This window comes from Sphingomonas sp. Leaf231, assembly GCF_001421995.1.
Lineage (GTDB): Bacteria > Pseudomonadota > Alphaproteobacteria > Sphingomonadales > Sphingomonadaceae > Sphingomonas.
Map to the genome: position 1 here is coordinate 1013692 of NZ_LMLS01000001.1, position 23556 is coordinate 1037247.

The following is a 23556-nucleotide window of genomic DNA, read 5'->3' on the forward strand; positions in this document are numbered from 1 at the left end:
CCGCGCGCACCATTCAACGCGCCGTGCCGTTGTATTCACTTTGTTCCGTAAGAACAAGTAGCGAACTTTGGCGCACATTCAACCACTCAGGCGATCGTGGTCGCGGATTGCCACCAGTCGGGTGTCTCGATCGCGATCCGCGCCGCCGCCGAATCGCGCGCCGCCGCATCCTCGAACAGCGCAAAACAGGTCGCGCCCGATCCCGACATACGCGCCACGACCACGCCATCGCACGCACGCAGCCGCGCCACCACGTCGCGGATCACCGGGGCCACCGCCTCGGCGGGCGGCTGCAGATCGTTACGTCCGGCCAGCGCGCGGGCGAGCGTCGCGCCCGTTGTCGCCAACGCGCCGCGGTCCACCCCGTCCCAACGCGCGAACACCGCCGCGGTCGACACCGCCACGCCCGGGTTGACCAGCAACGCGGGCATATCGCCCAGCCCCTCGATCCGGGTCAGCGCATCGCCGCGCCCGCGCCCGAACGTGGCGCGGCCCAGCAGGCAGGCGGGCACGTCGGCTCCCAGCGCCGCGGCGATCGTCATCAGCCGCGGCGTTTCCTGCGATACGTCGTGGAGCCGCGCCAGCGCACGCAGCGTCGCGGCGGCGTCGGCCGAACCGCCCCCGATCCCGGACGCGACGGGCAGATGCTTGTCGAGCGTTATCGAATGGCGGGCATCAGGTGCAAACGCCTGACAAAAGGCTCGTTCCGCACGGGTCACCAGATTGTCGGCGGCCGGCCCGACTGCTGCCGCAAACGGCCCGGTGACCGCGAAAGACTCCCGGTCGGCCAGCGACACCGACACGCGATCCCCGTCGCGCGCGAAGACGAACAGCGTCTCCAGCTCATGATAGCCATCGGCGCGGCGCGCACGGACATGCAGCGCGAGATTGATTTTCGCAGGCGCGGTTTCGGTCGGCATCTATTCGGACAAGCCCCCTGCGATCCGCGCATCCAAACGCTGCGCCGCCTCATCATCGGCGGTGACCCGGGCCGCGCGCCACGCATGGCGCGCCTCGAATCGCCGCCCCGCGCGCCAGTAGATGTCGCCGAGATGTTCGCCGATCTCCGCGTTCAGCGGATCGGCGAGCGCGGCGCGTTCGACCAGCGGCAGCGCGCGGGCGGGCTGCCCGCGCAGATAGAACGCCCAGCCAAGCGAATCCGCAATCGCCGCATCGTCGGGCTTCAGTCGGGCGGCCTTCTCCAGCATCGCCTGTGCCGCCGCCATCCGTTCGCGGTGAAGGATCAGTGCATAGCCGAGATAATTGAGCGCCAGGGGCTCGTCCGGGCCGCCCGCCACGGCCCTTTCCAGCGCGGCACGCGCCTCCGGCCATTGCCCCGCCCCGTCCAGCGCCGCACCATATTGCAGCCAGTCGGCCCAATCGGCCTTGTCACCGGCGCGCTCGACCAGCCGGGCGTATAACGGAACCGCCGCCCCCGGCCGGTCAAGCTGCATGTGCAGATCGGCAAGCCGCTGGATCTCCCCGGTCGGCGCATCGGCGGGGGCGGACAGCCCCGCCAGTGTGGCGGACGCCGCATCGGCGCGGTCGTTCTCCGCCAGCATCTGCACCCGCCCGGTCGCCGCGATCGAGGCATAGGCGCTGTCGGCCTTCACCTCATCCAGCACCGCCAGCCCGGCGTCGAGCGCGCCGTCACGCGCCAGCACCCCCGCCAGCAGCAATCGCGCCCGGTCGCCGCCGGGGTCGGCGCGCAACGCGGCGCGCAGCAGCGTGTAGGTCAGCGGCCCCGGCTCCCCGGTGGCGAGGTCGGCGGCAACGCGCGTGAACAAGTGCGACGCGCCGAATGCCAGCGACGGAGCCGCCCCGCGCGCGGGGACCACGCCCAGCGCGGTGTCGCCGCCATCCTCGCCGACCAACGCGCGCGCCGCCGCCGCCTTGCCCTGCCCGATCAGCAGTCGCGCGGCGGCGACGCGCTGGTCGAACGCCGCAAGATCGCCGCCGCCCAGCGCCCGCAACGCCGCCACCCCCTCGTCCGTGCGCCCCGCCGCGATCAGCAGCAGCGCGCGCGTCTCGCTGGCGAAGCGCCGCGCGACCGGCTCGTCGGGCGCCTGCGCCAACGCCGGGAGCGGATCGCCCCCGGCGTCCAGCGCCACCCACCCACGCAGCGGTGCGGATAGGATGCGCAGCCGATCGCCATCGAACCGCGCCAGCGCGGCGGTCGCCGCCGCACGGTCACCTTCGCGCGCCGCCTTGGCCAGCGCCAACAGCGCGGTATCCGCAGGGGCGGCGCGCAAATCGGCCAGCGTCGCTGCCGCGCGATCGGCCAGCGCCATGTCGCCCGCGCGCACCGCCGCACGATAGGCGCGCGAGGCGGTGGGTATGTCGCGCTGGTCGTCGGCCAGCACGCGCGCATAATCCCGCGCGGCAGCCGCCAGGGCGCCGTCTCCCTCGGCGATCCGCGCCCGCGCATACGCGGCCAGATCGCCTGTCGCGGCGGTCGCGGGCGCGGCCATGGCGAGGAGCGACGCGGCAATGGGCACGGAGAGGCGACGGGAGAGCGGGATGGCGATCTTTCGGTATCGGGCGGAACGATTGCCGGGGTAATGACCGCGATCGACGAGGTCCAGTGGCGGTGCGGGGCGCATCATCCCGCATCAACTCGCGAACCGGCGACAGCGTTCACGAGACGTGCGGCGCGATGTCGCGTGATCCAGCCCGTCATAGCCGACAGCCGCAGCCTCGCGCGCATCCTACCGCCGCCGCACCGCACGACCGCACAACGGTTCCGAGACCTGGGGCCGACCGACGGATGACGACCCGTCCGATCGCCAACTCGTTCACATATTGGGGTAGTTCGGCCCGCCCCCACCTTCGGGCACCACCCAGTTGATGTTCTGGGTCGGATCCTTGATGTCGCACGTCTTGCAGTGGACGCAATTCTGCGCGTTGATGACGAACTTCGGGTCGCCCACATCTTCGCCGACGATCTCGTACACGCCCGCCGGGCAATAACGCTGCGCCGGTTCGTCGTAGAGCGGCAGGTCGTACTCGACCGGCACCGCCGGGTCCTTCAACGTCAGATGAACCGGCTGGTCCTCCTCGTGGTTGGTGTTCGACAGGAATACCGAGGACAAACGGTCGAAGGTCAGCACGCCATCCGCCTTGGGATAGTCGATCTTCTTGACCAGATCCTTGCGCCACAAGGTTTCGTGGTCGGGATGATGACGCAGCGTGAACGGCATCTTCAGCCCCAGATATTCCGCCCACATCGTTACCCCCGACAGCCCGGAGCCCAGCAGGTCGCCGAACTTCTTGACCAGCGGCACGACGTTGCGGACGATCGACAGCTCCTTCTTCACCCAGCTGCGCTCGAACGCCTCCGGATAGGCCGTCAGTTCATCGCCGCCTCGCTGCGACAGGATCGCGTCGACTGCCGCCTCGGCGGCCATCATCCCGGTCTTCATCGCGGTGTGCGTGCCCTTGATCCGCGGCACGTTGAGGAACCCTGCGCTGTCGCCGATCAGCGCCCCGCCCGGGAACACCAGCTTGGGGATCGACTGCAAACCACCGTCATTGATCGCGCGCGCGCCATAGCTGACGCGCTTGCCACCCTTCAGCAGCGCGGCGACCTGCGGGTGCGTCTTCCACTTCTGCATCTCCTGGAACGGCGACACATAGGGGTTGGAATAGTTCAGCCACGTCACGAAGCCGATCGACACCTGCCCGCCGGCCTGATGATAGATCCATCCGCCGCCGTTCGCGCCATGCTCGCTGATCGGCCAGCCCTGGGTGTGGATCACCTTGCCCGGCTCGTGCAGCGCAGGGTCGATGTCCCACAATTCCTTGACGCCCAGTCCATAGACCTGCGGATCGCAATCGCGGCGCAGGTCGAAGATGCGCATCAGTTCCTTGGACAAATGCCCCCGGCACCCTTCCGAAAAGAAGGTGTATTTGGCATGGAGTTCCAGCCCGGGCTGATAATCGGGCTTGCGCGTGCCGTCGCGCGCCACGCCCATGTCGCCGGTCGCGACGCCCTTCACCCCGCCATCCTCGTCGAACAGTATCTCGGCGGCGGCGAAACCGGGGAAGATCTCGACGCCCAGCTCCTCGGCCTTGCCCGCCAGCCAGCGACACAGATTGGCGAGGCTGCCGGTGTAGGTGCCCTTGTTGTGCAGGAACGGCGGGGTCCACAGGTGCGGCAGATCGAACTTGCCGTTCTTCGTCAGCACCCAATGCAGGTTCTGCGTTACCGGCACCTCGGCCAGCGGGCAGCCGGCGTCGCGCCAGTCGGGCAGCAATTCGTCCAGCGATTGCGGGTCGATCACCGCCCCCGACAGGATGTGCGCACCGACCTCGGACCCTTTTTCCAGCACGCAGACCGAGATGTCGGCGTCACGCTCGGCGGCGCACTGCTTCAGGCGGATCGCCGCCGACAGCCCCGCGGGGCCGGCACCGACGATCACCACGTCATAGGGCATGGATTCGCGGTCGCTCACTTCGTCATCTCCTGCGCGGGCGCCGCGTCGGGCGCTCGTCGTATCGTGCCAACGCTCTATCGGCATCGGCGGTGCCAGTAAGTTGACCTTCGCGTCAACTCCACATCCTAATGAGCCGGATGGGGGCGGACCAGAATCTCGATTGGGCGGCAAGCGCGGCCAGCGTGCTCGAATGGTGGCACGACGCCGGCGTCGACGTAAGCGTCGGCGACGAGGGATTCGCCTGGCTGGAGACCGCGGCACGCCAGGCGGAGGCGCGGCGATCGGCTCCGGTGCCCATCGAGCCACGATTGCCGGGACGGGTGGGTCATGCCGCCGCGATCGTCGACGACGCGCTGCCCGCTGACCATGATGCGTTCACGGCATGGCGGATCGGCGACGCGACGCCGGAGGCGCGCTGGGGCGGCGCGGCGATCGCCGCCAGCGGGCCTCCGGGCGCGGACCTGATGGTGTTCGTCGACTGCCCGGAACGCGACGACCGCGATTTGTTGATGGAGGGCGATGTCGGGCGGCTGTTCGAGCGGATGCTCGCCGCGATCGGCCGTTCCCGCGCCGATATCGGGCTGGCCTCGGTGTGCGTGCGCCGCCCGACCACCGGCCGCGTGCCCCGCGACGTGGAGGCGCGGCTGGGGGAGATCGCGCGCCACCATGTGTCGCTCGCCGCGCCGAAACGGTTGCTGGTGATGGGCGATGCGGCCAGCCGTGCGATCCTGTCGATGAATGTGGCCGACGCGCGCGGGCGTTTTCACACGCTTAACCATAAGGACGGCACGGTCACGCAGGTCGTGGCGAGCCATCATCCGCGGTTCCTGCTGGACCGGGCGGCTGCCAAGTCGGAAGCATGGAAGGATCTGTTGATGCTGACCGGGGACGTCGAACGATGAAGCGCGCTTACGCTGCCGGGCTGCTGCTTGCCGCCGCGACGCTCATACCTGCCGCGCACGCCGCGCCGGTCGGCGGCGTACTGCCGGTCGTCGCGCCTCCCGCTCCGGCACCCGCCCTCCCTGCCGACGCCGGCATCCCGTCGCAGCTCACCCCCGAACAACGCAGTGGCTATCGCGCGGTCTTCGCCGCCTTGCACGAGGGGCGGTGGAACGACGCGCAGCTCGGGCTGGACGCGATGGCCCCCGGCCCGCTCCATTCCTACGCCCGCGCCGAACTCTTCACCGCAAAGGGATCGCCGCGTGCCGATGGCGTGGCGGTGGCGCGGCTGCTGGCCGAAGCCCCCGAACTGCCGCAGGGCGATGCCTTGGTGCGCGTCGCGCGCGCGCGCGGGCTGACCGACCTGCCGGTGCTGCCGGAACAGCAACGCCTGATCTGGCAGGACGGCGCGCCGATTCGCGTGCGTGCCCGCGCGACCGGCAGTGATCTGGTCGCCGCCGATCTGGCCGTGAAGATGCAGCCGCTGGTCAAGGCGGATCTCGGCGCGGAGGCGCAGGCGCTGCTCGAATCGACGCCAGGCCTGTCGCCGGAGGCGCAAACCGAATGGCAGGCACGCGTCGCCTGGATCTACTTCCTGCAAGGGCTGGATACGCGGGCGCGCGATCTGGGCGCACGCGCCGCGGCGGGCAGTGGCGACTGGGCGATCCAGGGCCGCTGGACGCAGGCGCTGGCGGCGTGGCGGCAGAACGATTGCGCCACCACGCAGGTCGAGTTCGAGAATGTCGCCGCACGTTCCGCCGACACCGACATGCGCGCCACGGCGCTGTTCTGGGCGGCGCGCGCGGACACGGCTTGCGGTCGCCCTGACCGTGTCGAGGCGCGGCTGAAAACCGCGTCGCAATATGGCGAGACCTTCTATGGCCTGCTCGCGCGGCAGGCGCTCGGGTTGGGAATGCCGGCGGTCCGTCCGCAGCGTATCTCGGGCGACTGGGCGCGGCTGGAGCGTCGGCCCAACATTCGCGTCGCCGCCGCGCTAACCGAAATCGGCGAGATCGAGGAGGCGGATCGCGTCGTGCGGCAACAGGCGCGGATCGGCGACCCGACCGAGTTCGGCCATCTCGTCCGGCTCAGCGAGACGCTCGATCTGCCCGCCACCACCGTATGGCTGGCGCACAACATGCCGCAGGGTGCCGTCGCCACCGCCGACACGCGCTATCCGATGCCGAAATGGACGCCCGACACCGGCTGGCGGATCGACAAGGCGTTGGTCTATGCGCACACGCTGCAGGAATCGGGCTTCCGCAACAAGGTGCGCAGTCCGGCCGGCGCGTTCGGCCTTATGCAGATCATGCCCGCCGCCGCGACCGATTACATGCGGGAACGCGGCATCGCCGTCGATCAGAACGCGCTCGCCCGCCCGTCCACCAACATCGACATCGGCCAGCGCCATATCGAAAAGTTGCGCGACATGGGGCTGACCGGCGGGCTGCTGCCCAAGGTGATCGCCGCCTATAATGCCGGGCCCAAGCCGGTCGGCGAATGGAACGCGCTGGTCCGCGATGGCGGCGATCCGCTGCTCTATATCGAGAGCATCCCTTATTGGGAGACGCGCGGCTACGTCGTCACCGTGCTGCGCAATTACTGGATGTACGAGGCCCAGGGCGGCAAGGCGAAAAGCCCCAGTCGCGTCGCACTGGCACAGGGCATGTGGCCGCGCTTCCCCGGCCTGCCGGGCGCGACGGCGGTACGCATGAAGACCCCGGTCGCCCGCGATACCGCGCTCGCGGTCAACGCCAGCGTCGACGTGCGCACCCCGGTGCAGGCGAACTGACGGATCATCTTCATCGGCTTTCGGTCCGCCACCCGTGAAGCGCTGAGTGCCAATCCGCCCTGGATCGCGTTCAGCCACCATCTCGCGACGAACGCGCGGCGCTGGACGCCGCCACGCCCGGGGGTTAACCCACGGAGATGCCGATCGACGAGAACCGCAACTTCCTTCCCGTCCGCATCGCGGTGCTCACCGTGTCCGACACGCGCGGACTGGCCGAGGATCGCTCCGGCGACACGCTGGTCGCGCGGTTGTCGGCGGCGGGGCACGTGCTGGCGGATCGGGTGATCCTGCGCGACGATGCCGACGCGATCGTCGCCCGGCTTCACCGCTGGATCGACGATGCGGAGGTCGATTGCATCATCACCACCGGCGGCACCGGCGTTACCGGGCGTGACGTCACGCCCGAAGCGGTCGAACGCGTGGCGGACAAGATGATCCCCGGCTTCGGCGAGCTGTTCCGCTGGCTCAGCTTCCAGACGATCGGCACCTCGACCGTTCAGAGTCGCGCCTGCGCCTGCGTCGCGCGCGGCACCTATATCTTCGCGCTGCCCGGATCGACCGGCGCGGTGAAAGATGCGTGGGACGGCATCCTCGCCAGCCAGCTCGACAGCCGCCACCGCCCCTGCAACTTCGTCGAACTCATGCCGCGCCTGACGGAGCGGTAGGGCTCGCCTGTGCCGCCAGCATCTCGCCCACCACGTCGTAGCAATCCTCGACATGCTTGTTGCCGATCAGCTTCATCATCCCGAAGCTCAGCCCCGCCGCAACGCCCGATCCGATGACCGGCACGTAAGACGCCGCCGTCTTCGTCGCCAGCCGGACTCCGACCTGCTTCAGCACCGTCGCGATCATCCCTTCGGTTATCAGCTTTCCGATGAAGCCGCTGCCGATCCGCGCGACGGTCACCGCCACCTGCTCCTTCATCTGCTCGTCCAGCTCGTCGACCTGCGTCGGGTCCAGCCCGAACTTCTTGTTGACGGCCGGCAACAGCGAGCGGAGGTTGACGATGTCGCTGGCCGCGCCCGCGATGCCACCCGGAAGTGCGCCGGTCGCGGCGGAAAACAACGATCGCTTGGTCACCAGCCGCCGGCATTCCGCCCGGACGCGAGCGAGTTGCTGCTGGTCCTTGATATGCATCGTTTTCCCCAAGATGTTCGGTGTCGATCTACGCCGGATCGGATCGGGTGGGACAGGCGCGGCTATGGGATATCGCGCCGTTCCGGATGCACTTTCGCCACCGACGATGTTCTTGATACGTTCGCGCCTTGGTGCTAGATTGCCTCGATGGGGTCCGGCAAGATTCGCGCCGTTCGCGGTGCCACGCTCAATACGCACAGCACCCGCTTCAACCTGCCCCAGGCGGAGGAGGACGGCGACTGGCTCGATGCGCGTGCGGCGATCGACGGCGCGCCACCGCCGGTGCGTACCTCGGTAACGGTCGAGCACCCGCGCACGATCATCTCGCGCAACCAGTCCCCCGACGTACCCTTCGATCGCTCGATCAACCCGTATCGTGGCTGCGAACACGGCTGCATCTATTGCTTCGCCCGGCCCAGTCACGCCTTCCACGATCTGTCACCGGGGCTGGATTTCGAGACGAAGCTGTTCGCCAAGCCGGATGCCGCCGTCCTGCTGCGCGCCGAATTGCGCAAGCCGGGTTATGCCTGCGCACCGATGGCATTGGGCACCAACACCGATCCCTATCAGCCGATCGAGCGCGAGTGGCAGGTCACGCGCCGCCTGATCGAGGTGTTGGCCGCGTGCGATCACCCGCTGGTCATCACCACGAAATCCGACCGGGTGGTGCGCGATCTCGATCTGCTCGCCCCGATGGCGGCGAAGGGGCTGGTGGCGGTCGCGATCTCGATCACCTCGCTCGATCCGCGCATCGCGATGACGCTGGAGCCGCGCGCGACCGCGCCGGAGCGGCGGCTGGCGGCGGTGCGCACGCTGACCGACGCAGGCGTGCCGGCCTATGTCAACATGGCCCCGATCATCCCCGCGATCACCGATGACGAGGTCGAGACGATCGTCGCGCGCGCCGCGGCGGCCGGGGCGCTGGGCGTGTCGTACATACCGGTGCGGCTGCCGTGGGAGGTCGCGCCACTCTTTCGCGCGTGGCTCGACGCTTATTATCCCGATCGCGCGGCCAAGGTGATGGCGATCATCCAGTCGCTGCGTGGCGGCAAGGACAACGATCCGCGCTTCGGGATGCGGATGAAGGGTCAGGGACCGTGGGCGGAACTGCTGCGAACGCGTTTCCGGATCGCGCGCACCAGGGCCGGTTTCGAGGATCGACGGCGGCGGCTGGAGCTGCGCTGCGACCTGTTCCGCCCGCCGGCCGGCGCGCAGGGTGAACTCTTCTAGCCGCTCGTCGCTCGATACCGCACGATAAGCGGCACCCTCACCCTACCGAGCGCAGCCGCGTCTCCTCGATCTCGAACTCGACCTTCGTCACCCCCGGCAGCGCCTCGATATGCTCCGCCAATTCGGCATCCAGCACGAAGTCGCGATCGAGGATCACCGTCGCAACCTCGCCGTCGTCGATCGGCACCTTCAGCGTTACCTTGCCGCGCGCGCCGCGTACCGGACCGATCAGCGTTGCCAGCGCCTGCACCGCCGCCACATCGACGACATGCACCTCCAGCGCGAACCGCGTCGACGTCGCCAGCGTCTCGAACGGCTTGATCGACTTCACCGTCACCCGCGGCGTTTCCTCGCCCGGACGGCGATCCAGCTCGACCGTCGCCAGCCCGCACCCGCCGTTGCGTGCCGCCTCTTCCAGATCGGCGGCCGGGCCATCGTCGAAACACGTCGCCACGAATTGTCCGCTCGCATCGGACAGCGTCGCCATCATATAGCGCTTGCCACGGGCCGACGTGCGCCAGCGCGCATCCTCGACCAGCACCGCCATCGTCGCCATCACCCGCGCGCCCTCGGCAATCGCAAGATCGCCCAGCGTGACGTAGCTGCGCGCGCCATGCGTCTTGGCCAGATGGCGGTAACGGTCGACCGGATGCGCGGAGAAATAGAAGCCGAACGCTTCCTTCTCCTGCTCCATTCGCTCCGCCAACGCCCAGCGTGCCGACGCCGGCAGTTTGATTGCATCCCCAGCACCGGCATCGTCGCCGAACAGACCGCCCTGCCCGCTCGTCCGTCCTTCATGCGTGCGCGCGGCGATCGCCAACACGGTTTCGGCGACCGCATGGACGCCGGCCCGGTTGCCGTCGATGCAATCGAACGCGCCCGCCGCCGACAGCGTCTCCAGTTGCCGCTTGTTGAGCAATCGCGGATCGACGCGCGCCGCCAGATCGTCGAGGCTGCGGAACGGCCCCTTGCCGGCACGCTCCTCGCACAATTTCTCCATCGCGCCCTCGCCAACGGATTTCAGCGCCGCCAGTGCGTAGCGGACCATCGGCCGGCCGTCCTCGCCAGGCTCGACGTCGAATTCGGCGACGCTGCCGTTGATGCACGGCGGCAGCAGCCCGATGCCCAGCCGCCGCGCATCGTCGACGAAGATCGCCAGCTTGTCGGTCTGGTGCAGGTCGTAACACATCGACGCGGCGAAGAACTCCGCCGGGTGATGCGCCTTCAGCCACGCAGTCTGGTACGCCAGCAAGGCATAGGCGGCGGCGTGGCTCTTGTTGAAGCCATAGCCGGCGAACTTGTCGATCAAGTCGAACAGCTGGTTGGCATAAGGCGCGGGGATCTGGTTGTGCGCGGCACAGCCCTCGACGAACGTCGAACGCTGCGCGTCCATCTCCGCCTTCACCTTCTTGCCCATCGCGCGACGCAACAGGTCGGCGCCGCCCAGCGAATAGCCGGCCAGCACCTGCGCGGCCTGCATCACCTGTTCCTGATAGACGAAGATCCCGTACGTCTCGCTCAGGATCGGCTCCAGCAGCGGATGAGGATAGGCGATCTCCTCCGTCCCCTGCTTGCGCCGGCCGAACGACGGAATATTGTCCATCGGCCCGGGGCGGTAAAGCGAGACCAGCGCGACGATGTCGCCGAAATTGCTCGGGCGGACCGCGGACAGCGTGCGCCGCATCCCTTCCGATTCCAGCTGGAACACGCCGACGGTGTCGCCGCGCTGGAGTAATTTGTAGACGCCCTCGTCATCCCATTCCAGCGCGTCCAGATCGACATGGATGTCGCGCTTCTTCAGCAGCTCGACCGCCTTCTTCAGCACCGACAGCGTCTTCAGGCCGAGGAAGTCGAACTTCACCAGCCCCGCACCCTCGACATACTTCATGTCGAACTGCGTGACCGGCATGTCAGAACGCGGATCGCGGTACAGCGGCACCAATTGCGCCAGCGGCCGGTCGCCGATCACCACGCCCGCCGCGTGGGTGGAGGAATGGCGCGGCAACCCCTCCAGCTTCGTCGCCAGATCCCACAGATGGCGGACCTGATTGTCGTTCGAATATTCCTTGGCAAGTTCCGGCACGCCGTTCAGCGCGCGCTTCAGGTCCCACGGATCGGTCGGGTGGTTCGGCACCAGCTTGGCCAGCCGGTCGACCTGCCCATAGCTCATCTGGAGCACGCGGCCGGTATCCTTCAGCACCGCGCGCGCCTTCAGCTTACCGAAGGTGATGATCTGCGCCACCTGGTCGCGGCCGTATTTCTCCTGCACGTAACGGATCACTTCGCCACGCCGCGTTTCGCAGAAGTCGATGTCGAAATCGGGCATCGACACGCGTTCGGGGTTCAGGAACCGCTCGAACAGCAACCCCAGCTTCATCGGATCGAGATCGGTGATCGTCAGCGCCCAGGCGACGACCGAACCCGCGCCGGAACCACGGCCGGGACCGACCGGTATGTCATGATCCTTGGCCCATTTGATGAAATCGGCGACGATCAGGAAATAGCCCGGAAAGCCCATCTGGATGATGACGTCGACCTCGAATGCCAGCCGCTGGCGATACGCCTCTCGCCACTCGGGATCGTCGGCGGGCTGTCCGCCAAGCTGCTCGATCCGGTCCAGCCGCGCCTCCAGACCGGCGGCGGCGTCGTTGCGCAGCATCGTCGCCTCACCCTCGCGGTCGCCCGCCAGGCTGGGCAGGATCGGCTTGCGCTTCGGCGCGGCGACCGCGCAGCGCTGCGCGACCACCAGCGTATTGGCCAGCGCCTCGGGCAAGTCGGCGAACAGCGCGGCCATCTCGATCGCGGGCTTCATCCATGCATGGCCGCAACTGCGCGGGCGATCCTCGCTGACGACATAGCTGGACGACGCGATGCACAGCATCGCATCGTGCGCGTCGCTGAAATCGGCCTCCTCGAAACAGCACGGGTTGGTCGCGACGATCGGCCAGCCCCGGTCATAGGCGAGGTCGAGCAGCAACGGCTCCGCCTTGTCCTCCACCGCATCGTCGCGACGGCACAGTTCGAGATACAGCCGGTCGCCGAAGATCGCGTGCAGCCGGTCGCCGTAAGCCGCGGCGCGCGCGGGCTGATCCTCCGCGAACAGCCGCGCGACCCCGCCCTCGCCCCCGGCGGTCAGCGCGATCAACCCGGTGGCATGGCGTTCCAGCACGTCGAACCCGACATGCGGCACCAATTCCAGCGGCCGGTCGAGATGCGCACGGCTGACCAGCGCGCACAGATTGTTATAACCGTCCTCATCCTGCGCATATAGCGCGATCCAGTCGATCGCGGGGGCCACCCCCTCCGGCATGTCGGGGCGTGCGATGCCCAGCATCGTGCCGATCACCGGCTGCACGCCCGCGCCCATCGCCGCATCGGAAAATGCCATGGCGGCGTACAGGCCGTTGCGGTCGGTCAGCGCGGCGGCGGGAAAGCCCAGCTTGGCCGCGCGCTTGGCGATCGCCTTCGGCTCGATTGCGCCGTCGAGCATGGTGTAGCTGGAAAAGATGCGGAGAGGCACGAACCCGGAATGCGGCATCGGCATAAACTAGGCGTGCCGACCCGATTCGACCATCCCCGACACGTCCGCCGGAACCGCCGGCACGCCGGTCCGTTCGCCAGACCCGAACAGGAGTGATCGGCATGGTACAATTCGGCAGCAACCCGGCAGGCGGCCTTCGCCCCGCGACCGCGTCGATCGGGGCGGGCTGGGGCTGGATCATGGCGTATGGCATCGTCTCGGTGCTGGTCGGCATCGCCGCCTTCGTATGGCCGTTCGCCGCCACCTACGCAGCAACGGTAGTGATCGGGACGTTGCTGTTCGTCTCCGGCGTGTTCTCGATCGCCGCCGGCCTGTTCGGACAGGGCCACGAAGGCCGGCTCTATGCGGTCGTGTTCGGCGTGCTGACCGTCATCGTCGGCGCGGTCATGGTGTTCGAACCCGCCACCGGCGCACTGTCGCTGACGCTGATCGTCGCGATCTGGCTGGGGGTGCGCGGCGTGCTGGAAGTGGTGCTGGGTCTGCGGATGCGGCGGCGGCGCGGGCTGATGATCGCGCTCGGCGTGCTCAACATCCTGCTGGCCGGCTTCATCCTGTCGACGGTGCCATGGTCGGCGCTGACGCTGCCCGGCTTCATCCTCGGCCTCAGTTTCCTGGTCGGCGGCATCACCGCGATCACCGCCGCGAGCGACCATCGCAAGGGTGCCGAGGCCTTCGCTATTCCCGGTTGAACGAACGACGCGGCGAGCCATGGTGCGCGCCGGGTCGAACCGGCGAGGCGGGTCGTTGTTTCGCCACCCCCGGTCCGATCCGGAGCATGCGATCTGTCGCCGGTCAGAAGCGCCTACAGCAACGCCTCGATATCGGCGGCGATGTCCTCGGGCTTCGTCGTCGGTGCGTAGCGGTGCACGACCCGCCCGGTGCGGTCGATCAGGAACTTGGTGAAGTTCCACTTGACCGCCTTGGTCCCCAGCAGTCCCGGCGCCTCGGCCTTCAGCCGCTCGAACAATGGATCGGCATCCGCGCCGTTGACGTCGATCTTCGCGAACAGCGGGAACGTGACGTCATAGGTCAGCGAACAGAAGTTCGCGATCTCCGCCGCATCGCCCGGTTCCTGTGCGCCGAACTGGTTGCACGGAAACCCCAACACGGCGAACCCACGTGCGGCGAAGCGGCGGTACAGCGTCTCAAGCCCCTCATATTGCGGCGTGAACCCGCATTTCGAGGCTGTGTTGACGATCAAGAGGACTTGCCCGCGCCAGCGCTCCAGCGACACCGCGCTGCCGTCGGCCGCGATAACGGTCAGTTCGGTGATCGCGCTCATCGGGGTCGCTCCAGCAGATAGTCCAGATTGCGCCGCACCTGCGGCCATTCATGCGCCAGGATCGAATAGACGACGCTGTCCCGCACCTCGCCCTCCCCGGTCACCATATGCCCGCGCAGCACGCCGTCCATCCGCGCGCCCAATCGCTCGATCGCGGCGCGCGAGGCACGATTGTGCCAGCTGGTGCGGAACTGCACGCACTGGCAGTCCAGCACCGCGAATGCATGGTCCAGCAACAGTCGCTTCGCCTCGGTGTTCAGGCCGGTTCGTTGCACGCGCCGTGCATACAGGGTGCCGCCGATCTCGACGCGGCGATGCGCCTCGTTCATGCGCAGGAACCGCGTCGCGCCCGACACGCGCCCGGCGGCATCCAGCACCGTGAACGGCAGCGCGCGCCCCGCCGTCCGCTGCGCCTCGATCGCGTCGAACCAGCCGTCGATCGTCGCCGCATCGGGCACGACCGTCGCGAACACATGATCCAGCCCTTCGCCGAACGCCGCCAGCAACGCCGCCCGGTCGTCGCGCTCCAGCGGGCGCAGCGTGACATGGCGGCCGGCCAGCGTCGGCACCTCCCGCCACGCCGCCGACGTCACGGCGCGACTTCCAATTGCCCTTCGTGAAGCCGCACCACCCGGTCCATTCGCGCCGCCAGCCGCTCGTTATGGGTCGCGATCAGCGCCGCCGATCCCTCGCCACGCACCAGCCGCAGGAACTCCGCCAGGACCCGGTCGGCGGTCGCCTCGTCCAGATTGCCGGTCGGCTCGTCGGCCAGCACCAGCGCCGGGCGATTCGCCAGCGCACGCGCCACCGCCACCCGCTGCTGCTCGCCACCCGACAGCTTCGAGGGACGATGCGTCAAACGATGCCCCACGCCCAACGCGGTTAGCAGCACCGTCGCACGCTCCTCCGCCGCGGCGCGCTCGGCACCATGGATCAGCTGCGGCAGCACGACATTCTCGATCGCGTTGAAATCCGCCAGCAGATGGTGGAACTGGTAGACGAAGCCCAGTCGGTCGCGGCGCAGCGCAGTGCGCCCCGCCGCATCCAGCTTCGCCGCCTCGGTCCCGGCGATGCGGATCGATCCGGAAAATCCGCCCTCCAGCAACCCGACCGCCTGCAACAGCGTCGACTTGCCCGATCCCGACGGCCCCAGCAACGCGACGATCTCCCCCCGCGCGACCGTCAGGTCCACCCCGCGCAGGACGTGGATCGTCGTTTCGCCCTGCGTGAAGCTGCGCGCCAGCCCGGTGGTCTGCAGGACGGGTTGCGCGCCATCGAACATCGGCTGGCTGTGCGGCCCTGCGCGCGTATCGTTCGCGTCATTCATACCGCAACACCTCGACCGGATCGGTATTCGCCGCCTTCAGCGCCGGATAGATGGTCGCCAGGAACGTCATCAGCAATGTGATGAGCACGATCGCGGTCACCTCGACCGGATCGACCTTCGACGGCAATTCGGTCAGATACCGGATCGACGGATCCCACAGGTTCTGCCCGGTCACCAGCTGGACGAAATTGACCACCGCCTGCCGGAAGAACAGGAACACGGTGCCCAGCAGCAGCCCGGCGAACGTGCCCAGCACGCCGATCGACGTGCCCACCGTTATGAAGATCCGCAGCATCGCGCCCCGGCTCGCCCCCATCGTGCGCAGGATCGCGATGTCGCGCGTCTTCGACCGCACCAGCATGATGAGCGAGCTGGCGATGTTGAACGCCGCCACCAGGATGATGATGCACAGCACCACGAACATCGCCACCCGCTCGACCGCCAGCGCGTCGAACAACTCGGAATTCAGCCGCCGCCAGTCGCTGATGACGCCGTAGGGCTGCACCTGTCGCGCCAGCGGGGCCAGGATCGGGCCGACCTGATCGGCGTCGCGCGTCTGCAATTCGATCATGCCAACCGTGTCGCCGGTCAGCAGCAGGGTCTGCGCATCGGCCAGCGGCATGATGACGTAGGCCTTGTCGTAATCGTAGACCCCGACCTCGAAGATCGCGCCGACGACATAGCCGACGCTGCGCGGCACGGTGCCGAACGGGGTGGAGCGGCCAAGCGGGCTGATGACGGTGATCTCCGACCCGATCGTCGCGCCCAGCTGTTCCGCCAACCGCGCGCCGATCGCCACGTTGCCGCTGTTCGGGGTCAGCGATGCCAGGCTGCCGGCCACCACCTTGCTGCGGATCGTCGGATTGGTGCGAATGTCCTCGGGCCGCATACCGCGCAGCAGGATGCCCTCCGCACGACCGTTGAAGGTCGCGAACAACGGCTGCTCGATCATCGGCACCGCGCTGGTCACTCCCGGCGTCGCCTTCGCCAGCGTGACGACACGCTGCCAATTGTCGAGCCGGTTGTTGTAGCCCTGCACCACGGCGTGCCCGTTCAGCCCGACGATCTTGTCGAACAGCTCGGCGCGAAAGCCGTTCATCACGCTCATGACGATCACCAGCGCGGCGACGCCCAGCATCACCGCACCCAGCGAGAATCCCGCCACCAGCACGATGAAGCGCTCACCCTTGCCCGGCAGCAGATACCGCCGCGCGATCATGCTTTCATAGCGGGACAGCAACATGGACGTGGCGATAGGGAGCCGTGGGCGCTTCCGCAATGGGCGCTGTGGCGGAATCGTCACAGGAGCGCCACAATCGGTTTTGCCCCGGTTCATTTGTATCGACAGCGAACACGCTCCACCGCATACCTCGGGCACTGGCACACAGGCAAAGGCCGTGGTTCGGGGAACGCCATCAAGTCCCGCTTTTTCTTACAAAAAGCGCGTGGGCAATGGGCAGGATAGGGGGCTGACGAGCGATCGTCACGCAGGCGCCCGGGTCGTAAAAGCGGCCCGGGCGTTTGCCGTTCCGGGACAGCCGCGACCCCGCCTAAAACCTTGCCGATCGCGGGAAGCGAAAGCCGGTATCGACCCACTTCCCCGTGGCAGGGATGCCACTTTGCCCAGCTACAGAACCTGCACCAGCAGCCGAGCGTAGCGAAGCATGCGGCTTGGCGCGGAACGGCGGATTGCTTCGCGCCTGTCACGACGGCTGGATGAAGCGCGGCACCCGCGAAGCGCCGAATGTCGATGCGGCCTAGAAGCCGAAGCCCACCGTCAGCCCATAGGTCCGCGGGTCGCCGACGTTCCCCGCGATCAGGCCGGTGTTCCCAGGCGTCGTCGCCAGCACCTCGTAATATTCGGCGTCGAACAGGTTGCGGACCCAGCCGAACACATTCACCCCGCTGTCCGTCCGGAAACCCAGGCGCGCGTTCACCAGCGTATAGCCCGCCACGTCGGTGTAGATCGATCGCGACGCATTCGACGAAAACTTCGTCCGCGAATTGGCGTCCACCCCGGCATAGGCTTCGCCCGTTTGTCCGAACACGTCGGCCGGAAGGTTATATTCCCCGCCATAGGAGAAGGCGAACTTGGAGATTCCCGGCAGCCACTGGCCGGAGATGTCGCACGCCACCGGGCTGTTGGTGCCCGGCGCACCCGGCGCACCGATCGTCCCCCCGCTGCCGCCGCCCGACAGTTCGGGCGGGCACGGCGCGTTCCTGAAGTCGACATATCGGTGATCGGTGAACGCGCCGTTGGTATAGAAGGTCAACCGGTCGCTGGGCCGCACGGAGAAGTCGGCTTCCACCCCGCGCACCCGCACCTTGCCGGCATTGGCCAGATAGCCGCGCAACGTGGAGGTCGAGCTGTTGTTGACCACCGCCTGATAGTCGCTGATCTCGGTCCAGAAACCGGTGACGTTCAGCGTCACCTTGCGGTCCCAGAATTGCGTCTTCGCGCCCAGCTCGAAATGGTCGACCTTCTCGGGGTCGACCTGTGCCAGCTGCGTCTGGACCACACCGTTCACCACCGGCACGCCGTTCAGGTTCAGCCCGCCCGATTTGAAGCTGTGCGCATAGGTGGCGTACAGCAGGACGTCGCGGGACGGCTTGTACGACGCGGTCAGATCGTAGGACACGTTCCATTCGCGGAACTTCTGGTCGCGGAACTCCTGCGGCTGGATCGCGTCGCGCTGCGCCGCCTGCCGCGCGGTGCCGCCGGTGCCGGGCACCAGATTGCCCTGCGCATCGCGCACCACGCTGATGTAGCTGCCGGTCTTGTCGTCATAGTTCAGCCGCACGCCCGGCGACAGCGTCACGTCCTCGCCCAGCTTCCAGTTCAGCTTGCCGAACAGCGCGCCGGAAAAGTTCTTCAGGCTGATGTCGTTGGCCGCGGTCAGCCCGTCGAGCACCGAGGGATCGCGCGACAGCGGGTTCGACGGATTGATCAGCCACGCGCTCGCCGCCGGTCCCTGACGCTGCGTGCCGGTGGTATCGATCGTCTGATAGAAACCGAACAGGCCAAGGACATAGTCGAAGCCCCTGCCCTCACCGGCATAGCGGAATTCCTGCGTATATTGATCCTGCCGCGTCGGATTCTGCGACAGCGTGGTGATCGGCAGCCCGGTGAAGTCGCGGTCGTTGGCCGGCAGCCAGTCCCAGAAGCGATAGGCGGTGATCGACGTCAGCGTCCCCTCGCCCAGCCGGTATTCGCCACGCAGCGACAGCCCGCCCAGCTCGTTGCGCGCGCTCAGCGTCGCGTCCAGATCGGTCAGCCGGTCGAACGGATTGCGACTGGGCGGCTCATATCCCTGCGCGGCCGCCAGTGCGTCGAACTGGCGATTGAGCGGACGCTGCGTCGCGCCGACCCGCACGAAGATCTGCGCGCAGCAATCCGGGTTCTGGCGTGAATAATCGCCCGACAGCGTCAGGTTCAGGTCGTCGGTCGCCTTCCACAGGATCGCGGTGCGGATGCCCAGATTGTCCTGCGCGTTCACATTGTCGCCGGACGCGACATTGTAGACGGTCCCGCGCCGGCTGGTCGTCGACAGCCCCAGCCGGATCGCGACATTGTCGGTCAGCGGTCCGGAAACCGACGCCTTGGCCTGCTTGAACTCCAGATTGCCGACCGACACTTCCGCGCGGCCCTGCGGGGTGAAGCTGGGCGCCTTGCTGGTGATGTTGATCGCGCCCGCGACCGTGTTCTTGCCGTACAGCGTCCCCTGCGGCCCGCGCAGCGTCTCGATCTGCTGCACGTCGAGGAAGTCGAGCGTCGCCGCGGCGACGCGGCTCAGATATACCTGATCGATATAGATGCCGACGCCCTGCTCGATCCCGTCGTTGGTCAGGCCCAGCGGCGCGCCCAGGCCGCGGATGTTGATCGACGAATTGCGCGGGTTGGTGGAATAGAATTGCAGCGTCGGCTGGAGTTGCTGCAGCCGCTGGACGTTGAAGCTGCCGGTCGCGTCCAGTTCCTTCACCCCGACCACGGAGATCGGGATCGGCACGTTCTGCGCCGATTCGGCCCGCCGGCGCGCGGTGACCACGACGTCCGATGCGGCGGAACTGCGCTGCACCTGTTCCTCGCTCCGGTCGGGATCGCCCGGCGTCGTGGCGGGCGCGATCCGCTCTCCCACCACGACCGGCGTGGATTGTTGCGGCGGCTGCGGCACGGCGACGGGTGCGCCGGACTGGGCGGCCAGCAACATGGCGAGCGTGACGGACATGCGATTCCCCTTTGGTCGTCTTGATGGCCTTCTGCAGCTTTGCGCATATCCCATCAAGAAACTAGGAGTTTAACACCCCCTTGAATCGCTTCGTTCCGAACCCAAATTCATGCTCGTGCGGCGCCGGTCACCGGGCCGCACGGAACAGGTGCCGCGCAATGCCGGGCGCCGCTTTCAAATAGCTCGCTGGAGGATTTGACGATGCGTTTCGACCTTACCCCCTATCGCCGCTCCACGATCGGTTTCGACCGTCTCTTCGATCTGATCGAAGCCAATGCGCGGAGCAGCGCAGAGAATTATCCGCCCTTCAATCTGGAGCGCGTGGCGGACGACCGCTACCGCATCACGCTGGCCGTCGCCGGGTTCAGCCGCGAGGAGATCGAGATCACCGCGCAGCAGAACCTGTTGCTGGTGACCGGCAAGAAGGATGACAAGGCGGACAACAACCAGTTCCTCCACCTCGGCATCGCGAACCGCAGCTTCGAGCGGCGGTTCGAACTGGCCGACTTCGTGTTCGTGGAGGATGCACGGCTGAACGACGGACTGCTGGTGGTCGATCTGGTCCGCGAGGTGCCCGAGGCGATGAAGCCGAAGAGCATCGCGATCCGGACCGGCGCACCGCTGACCGCCGTCGAGAACCAGGCTCCCGGCGAAGCACGGGCGGCCTGAACGGGATCGGCGCTTCTTTGCTCCCTTTCGAGGCGCCGGTGGGGGCGTCCGGGCCGCAAGGCTCGGGCGCCTTTCCCTTGCCGGCTTGAGCCCGGAGCGATGTTCGCCGATCGAGACGCTCCGCCACCCCGGATCGGCTCCGCGGTGACACTCCGGCAATGCTACGCCGCCGCGCGCACCCGGCGGTCGCGCCGCAACGCCGCCCCCATCGCCGCAAACCCCATCAGCATCATCGCCCAGGTCGTCGGTTCCGGCACCGCCGGCAGCCCGAACCCGAATTGCCGGTTGATGTCGTTGTACAGCGCGCGGTGGATCGCCGCGGTCGGATGAGTGCCGTCGAACGAGAAGAATCCCGTACACGCCGGCAAGGCCCGCGCTCCCCGGCAGGTCGTCGTCGCGGGCGAAGCCGGATCGGGCAGGGTCAGCGTCGCGGGCAAGTCGTAGGCGGCGGGGTTCGCCTGCACGCGGCCGAAGAAGTCGAGGTAGCTGTAGCGCATCAACGTGGTGCCCTGCGCCAGCGACAATCCCGCCAGCGCCTCCGTCAGATAGCCTTCCGCCGCGAGCGAATAGCCAAGCGGCAGCCCCTCGGTCGCCACCGGAAAACCGGTGAGCAGGATGTTGCGCGCGCCGATGTCGTTCAACGACTGCACGGCCCGGGCATAATTGCCGGCGGCCTCCTTCAGGAACGACGTGTCGCTGTCATAACCCGCCGGGTTGCCGGGCAGACTCGCCGCGAACACGTCGTTCCCGCCGAAGTTCAGCAGGAACAGGCCGCCGGCATCGACCCCTTTGCCGGTCGCCGCCACGGCCCGGTAGACCGCCACCTGCTCCAGCGCGTCGGGAAGCAGCGAGGTCGACGTCGCGCGTGCGCCGCCAAAGGCATAATTGCTGCCGCCGCGCAGCGACGCCACCGTCGGCGTACCATACATCGCCATGCTCAGCAGGTCGGTGTAATCCAGCCCGTTGGTGAACCGCCCCGCGACATATCCGTCCGCCGGGTTCGCCCCCAATCCCAGCGCCCGGACGTTGCCCGCATCGACCAGGCTGTCACCGAACACCGTCAACGATGAATAAGGCGGCGCGACCTGCGCCATGGCCGGGGCGGCGATCGTCATCGCACACGCCAATGCCGTCATTCGTCCGATCATGACTATCCTCCCGTTTTATCTTGTAAACGGAAGGTTAACGCACGTGAGGGGGGCTGCGCAACGACTTGCGCACGACCATCGCCGCAGGCACGGCGCAGCAGGTCGGGATACCCCGGATCGCCGCGCCGTGCCTGCCGTCGCGACGCGTTTCAGACCAGCCGGCTCTGCTTCAATGCCGCGGCGATGAAGCTGGCGAACAGCGGATGCGGCTCGAACGGCCGGCTCTTCAACTCGGGATGGAATTGCACGCCGACGAACCACGGATGGTCCGGACGCTCGACGATCTCGGGCAGCGTGCCGTCCGGCGACATGCCGGAAAACACCAGCCCGCCCTGCTCCAGCGCCTCACGGTAAGAGGTATTCACCTCGTAGCGATGACGATGCCGCTCGCTGATCGTGTCGCTGCCATAGATCGAGCCGACCACGCTGTTGCCGGTCAGCGCCGCCGGATACGCGCCCAACCGCATCGTGCCGCCCAGATCGCCGTTCTCGGCGCGCTTCTCCAACCCGCGATCGCCCATCCATTCGGTGATGAGACCGACGACCGGCTCCGGCGTCGGTCCGAATTCGGTCGACGACGCCCCGGCGATCCCGGCCAGATCGCGCGCACCCTCGACGCACGCCATCTGCATCCCGAAACAGATCCCGAAATACGGCACGTTATGTTCGCGCGCGAACCGGACGGAGGCAATCTTGCCCTCTGCCCCGCGCGAACCGAACGCACCGGGGACGAGGATCGCGTGGCATGGTTCAAGATGCGCCGCGATCTCGCTGTCGTCGTCACCCTCGAACAATTCGGCGTCGATCCAGCGGATATTGACCTTTACGCGGTTGGCGATCCCGCCGTGCACCAGCGCCTCGTTCAGCGATTTGTACGCGTCCTGCAGACCGACATACTTGCCGACCACGCCGACCGTCACTTCGCCCTCGGGCTGCATCAGCCGCTCGACGATTTCTTCCCAGCGGCTCAGGTCGGGCGGCGACGACGGCGTGATGCCGAACGCACGCAGCACTTCCGAATCGAGTCCCTCGCCATGATATTGCAGCGGCACCGCATAGATGCTCTTGGCGTCCAGCGCCGGGATCACCGCGCTTTCGGGCACGTTGCAGAACAGCGCGATCTTGGCGCGCTCCGATTCGGGCAACGGCTGCTCGCAGCGACACACCAGCACGTCCGGCTGCACGCCCAGCGCCGCCAGTTCGCGCACCGAATGCTGCGTCGGCTTGGTCTTCAGCTCGCCGGCCGCCGCGATATACGGCACCAGCGTGACGTGGATGCTGATCGCATTGCCGCGCCCCACTTCGTTCTTCAGCTGCCGGATCGCCTCGATGAACGGCAGCGACTCGATATCGCCCACCGTCCCGCCGATCTCGCACAGGACGAAGTCGAGGTCGTCGGTCTCCGCCTTGGCGAACGCCTTGATCGCGTCGGTGACGTGCGGAATCACTTGCACCGTCGCGCCCAGATAGTCGCCGCGCCGCTCGCGCTCGATGATCGTCTTGTAGATCCGGCCGGAGGTGACGTTGTCGGACTGGCGCGCCGACACCCCCGTGAACCGCTCATAATGGCCGAGGTCGAGGTCGGTCTCCGCCCCGTCGTCGGTGACATAGACCTCGCCGTGCTGATACGGGCTCATCGTGCCCGGATCAACGTTCAGATACGGATCGAACTTGCGGATGCGCACGCGATAGCCGCGTGCCTGCAGGAGAGCCGCGAGGCTCGCCGCCATGAGACCTTTGCCGAGCGAGGAGACCACGCCGCCGGTGATGAAAATGTACCGCGCCATGGGACGCAACCCCTAACCTTCAACTACGCAAAAGGGCAAGCG

18 protein-coding genes are annotated in these 23556 nt (G+C 67.6%); 6 read left to right on the forward strand and 12 right to left on the reverse strand.

Annotation, left to right across the window (positions count from 1 at the left end; all coding sequences use genetic code 11):
- Positions 1-86 precede the first annotated feature (86 nt).
- The 3 genes from ASE95_RS04730 to ASE95_RS04740 form a co-directional block, all read right to left on the reverse strand.
- Positions 87-920 carry a 4-(cytidine 5'-diphospho)-2-C-methyl-D-erythritol kinase gene (locus tag ASE95_RS04730; protein WP_056632081.1) on the reverse strand — a complete coding sequence of 278 codons (834 nt, stop codon included), beginning with the start codon at positions 918-920 and terminating at the stop codon, positions 87-89.
- Complete coding sequence (locus ASE95_RS04735) at positions 921-2471, reverse strand: tetratricopeptide repeat protein (RefSeq protein ID WP_056632084.1); 1551 nt, start codon at positions 2469-2471, stop codon at positions 921-923.
- 324 nt (positions 2472-2795) lie between these two features.
- A complete protein-coding gene (locus tag ASE95_RS04740; RefSeq protein ID WP_056632087.1) occupies positions 2796-4454 on the reverse strand; it encodes an electron transfer flavoprotein-ubiquinone oxidoreductase in 1659 nt (552 codons plus the stop codon).
- 119 nt (positions 4455-4573) lie between these two features.
- On the opposite strand from ASE95_RS04740, the gene ASE95_RS04745 reads away from it, so the two are divergent.
- The 3 genes from ASE95_RS04745 (at position 4574) to moaB (ending at position 7832) form a co-directional block, all read left to right on the forward strand.
- Entirely contained in the window at positions 4574-5338 is a 765-nt protein-coding gene (locus tag ASE95_RS04745; protein ID WP_056632090.1) for a uracil-DNA glycosylase family protein, read from the forward strand.
- Entirely contained in the window at positions 5335-7167 is a 1833-nt protein-coding gene (locus ASE95_RS04750; RefSeq protein ID WP_056632093.1) for a lytic transglycosylase domain-containing protein, read from the forward strand. Before ASE95_RS04745 ends, ASE95_RS04750 begins: the two co-directional genes overlap by 4 nt.
- A gap of 137 nt (positions 7168-7304) precedes the next feature.
- Entirely contained in the window at positions 7305-7832 is a 528-nt protein-coding gene (gene moaB, locus ASE95_RS04755; protein ID WP_056632095.1) for a molybdenum cofactor biosynthesis protein B, read from the forward strand.
- On the opposite strand, the gene ASE95_RS04760 is transcribed toward moaB, so the two are convergent.
- Positions 7807-8304, reverse strand: a complete 498-nt coding sequence (locus ASE95_RS04760; RefSeq protein ID WP_056632098.1) for a hypothetical protein — start codon at positions 8302-8304, stop codon at positions 7807-7809. The two genes, moaB and ASE95_RS04760, sit on opposite strands and share 26 nt — an antisense overlap.
- A gap of 147 nt (positions 8305-8451) precedes the next feature.
- On the opposite strand from ASE95_RS04760, the gene ASE95_RS04765 reads away from it, so the two are divergent.
- On the forward strand, positions 8452-9534 hold the full coding sequence (locus ASE95_RS04765; RefSeq protein WP_056632102.1) for a PA0069 family radical SAM protein: 1083 nt from the start codon (positions 8452-8454) through the stop codon (positions 9532-9534).
- Positions 9535-9571: 37 nt separating this feature from the next.
- On the opposite strand, the gene dnaE is transcribed toward ASE95_RS04765, so the two are convergent.
- The gene (gene dnaE / locus ASE95_RS04770) at positions 9572-13072 is read right to left on the reverse strand and encodes a DNA polymerase III subunit alpha (RefSeq protein ID WP_056633218.1); all 3501 of its coding nucleotides are present in this window, start codon (positions 13070-13072) and stop codon (positions 9572-9574) included.
- A gap of 104 nt (positions 13073-13176) precedes the next feature.
- Between dnaE and ASE95_RS04775 the strand changes: the two genes are divergently transcribed.
- A complete protein-coding gene (locus ASE95_RS04775; RefSeq protein ID WP_056633221.1) occupies positions 13177-13764 on the forward strand; it encodes an HdeD family acid-resistance protein in 588 nt (195 codons plus the stop codon).
- Between the two features lie 113 nt (positions 13765-13877).
- Here the strand turns inward: ASE95_RS04775 and ASE95_RS04780 are convergent, their stop codons facing one another.
- The 5 genes from ASE95_RS04780 to ASE95_RS04800 form a co-directional block, all read right to left on the reverse strand.
- On the reverse strand, positions 13878-14357 hold the full coding sequence (locus tag ASE95_RS04780) for a glutathione peroxidase (RefSeq protein ID WP_056632104.1): 480 nt from the start codon (positions 14355-14357) through the stop codon (positions 13878-13880).
- Positions 14354-14950: a GNAT family N-acetyltransferase gene (locus ASE95_RS04785; RefSeq protein WP_056632109.1), complete on the reverse strand. Its 597-nt coding sequence runs from the start codon at positions 14948-14950 to the stop codon at positions 14354-14356. Before ASE95_RS04785 ends, ASE95_RS04780 begins: the two co-directional genes overlap by 4 nt.
- Positions 14947-15639 carry an ABC transporter ATP-binding protein gene (locus tag ASE95_RS04790; protein WP_056633224.1) on the reverse strand — a complete coding sequence of 231 codons (693 nt, stop codon included), beginning with the start codon at positions 15637-15639 and terminating at the stop codon, positions 14947-14949. Before ASE95_RS04790 ends, ASE95_RS04785 begins: the two co-directional genes overlap by 4 nt.
- Positions 15640-15676: 37 nt before the next feature.
- Entirely contained in the window at positions 15677-16927 is a 1251-nt protein-coding gene (locus ASE95_RS04795) for a lipoprotein-releasing ABC transporter permease subunit (protein ID WP_056632114.1), read from the reverse strand.
- Between the two features lie 514 nt (positions 16928-17441).
- Positions 17442-19910 (reverse strand): TonB-dependent receptor, encoded by a 2469-nt coding sequence (locus tag ASE95_RS04800; protein ID WP_056632117.1) that lies wholly within the window; start codon positions 19908-19910, stop codon positions 17442-17444.
- 201 nt (positions 19911-20111) lie between these two features.
- Between ASE95_RS04800 and ASE95_RS04805 the strand changes: the two genes are divergently transcribed.
- Complete coding sequence (locus ASE95_RS04805) at positions 20112-20579, forward strand: Hsp20 family protein (RefSeq protein ID WP_056632121.1); 468 nt, start codon at positions 20112-20114, stop codon at positions 20577-20579.
- 161 nt (positions 20580-20740) lie between these two features.
- Here ASE95_RS04805 and ASE95_RS18185 read toward each other — a convergent pair whose 3' ends face one another.
- Both ASE95_RS18185 and ASE95_RS04815 read right to left on the reverse strand, forming a co-directional pair.
- Positions 20741-21694: an SGNH/GDSL hydrolase family protein gene (locus ASE95_RS18185; protein WP_156347875.1), complete on the reverse strand. Its 954-nt coding sequence runs from the start codon at positions 21692-21694 to the stop codon at positions 20741-20743.
- 182 nt (positions 21695-21876) lie between these two features.
- The gene (locus tag ASE95_RS04815; protein ID WP_056632127.1) at positions 21877-23514 is read right to left on the reverse strand and encodes a CTP synthase; all 1638 of its coding nucleotides are present in this window, start codon (positions 23512-23514) and stop codon (positions 21877-21879) included.
- Positions 23515-23556: the final 42 nt, after the last annotated feature.

Excerpts from the sequence above, each read along its gene's own strand:
- ASE95_RS04730 (WP_056632081.1), bottom strand. The coding sequence starts at position 920 with ATGCCGACCGAAACCGCGCCTGCGAAAATCAATCTCGCGCTGCATGTC.
- ASE95_RS04735 (WP_056632084.1), bottom strand. The coding sequence starts at position 2,471 with ATGGCCGCGCCCGCGACCGCCGCGACAGGCGATCTGGCCGCGTATGCG.
- ASE95_RS04745 (WP_056632090.1), top strand. The coding sequence starts at position 4,574 with ATGGGGGCGGACCAGAATCTCGATTGGGCGGCAAGCGCGGCCAGCGTG.
- ASE95_RS04750 (WP_056632093.1), top strand. The coding sequence starts at position 5,335 with ATGAAGCGCGCTTACGCTGCCGGGCTGCTGCTTGCCGCCGCGACGCTC.
- moaB (WP_056632095.1), top strand. The coding sequence starts at position 7,305 with ATGCCGATCGACGAGAACCGCAACTTCCTTCCCGTCCGCATCGCGGTG.
- ASE95_RS04760 (WP_056632098.1), bottom strand. The coding sequence starts at position 8,304 with ATGCATATCAAGGACCAGCAGCAACTCGCTCGCGTCCGGGCGGAATGC.
- ASE95_RS04765 (WP_056632102.1), top strand. The coding sequence starts at position 8,452 with ATGGGGTCCGGCAAGATTCGCGCCGTTCGCGGTGCCACGCTCAATACG.
- dnaE (WP_056633218.1), bottom strand. The coding sequence starts at position 13,072 with ATGCCGCATTCCGGGTTCGTGCCTCTCCGCATCTTTTCCAGCTACACC.
- ASE95_RS04775 (WP_056633221.1), top strand. The coding sequence starts at position 13,177 with ATGGTACAATTCGGCAGCAACCCGGCAGGCGGCCTTCGCCCCGCGACC.
- ASE95_RS04780 (WP_056632104.1), bottom strand. The coding sequence starts at position 14,357 with ATGAGCGCGATCACCGAACTGACCGTTATCGCGGCCGACGGCAGCGCG.
- ASE95_RS04790 (WP_056633224.1), bottom strand. The coding sequence starts at position 15,639 with ATGTTCGATGGCGCGCAACCCGTCCTGCAGACCACCGGGCTGGCGCGC.
- ASE95_RS04795 (WP_056632114.1), bottom strand. The coding sequence starts at position 16,927 with ATGTTGCTGTCCCGCTATGAAAGCATGATCGCGCGGCGGTATCTGCTG.
- ASE95_RS04800 (WP_056632117.1), bottom strand. The coding sequence starts at position 19,910 with ATGTCCGTCACGCTCGCCATGTTGCTGGCCGCCCAGTCCGGCGCACCC.
- ASE95_RS04805 (WP_056632121.1), top strand. The coding sequence starts at position 20,112 with ATGCGTTTCGACCTTACCCCCTATCGCCGCTCCACGATCGGTTTCGAC.
- ASE95_RS18185 (WP_156347875.1), bottom strand. The coding sequence starts at position 21,694 with ATGACGATCGCCGCCCCGGCCATGGCGCAGGTCGCGCCGCCTTATTCA.
- ASE95_RS04815 (WP_056632127.1), bottom strand. The coding sequence starts at position 23,514 with ATGGCGCGGTACATTTTCATCACCGGCGGCGTGGTCTCCTCGCTCGGC.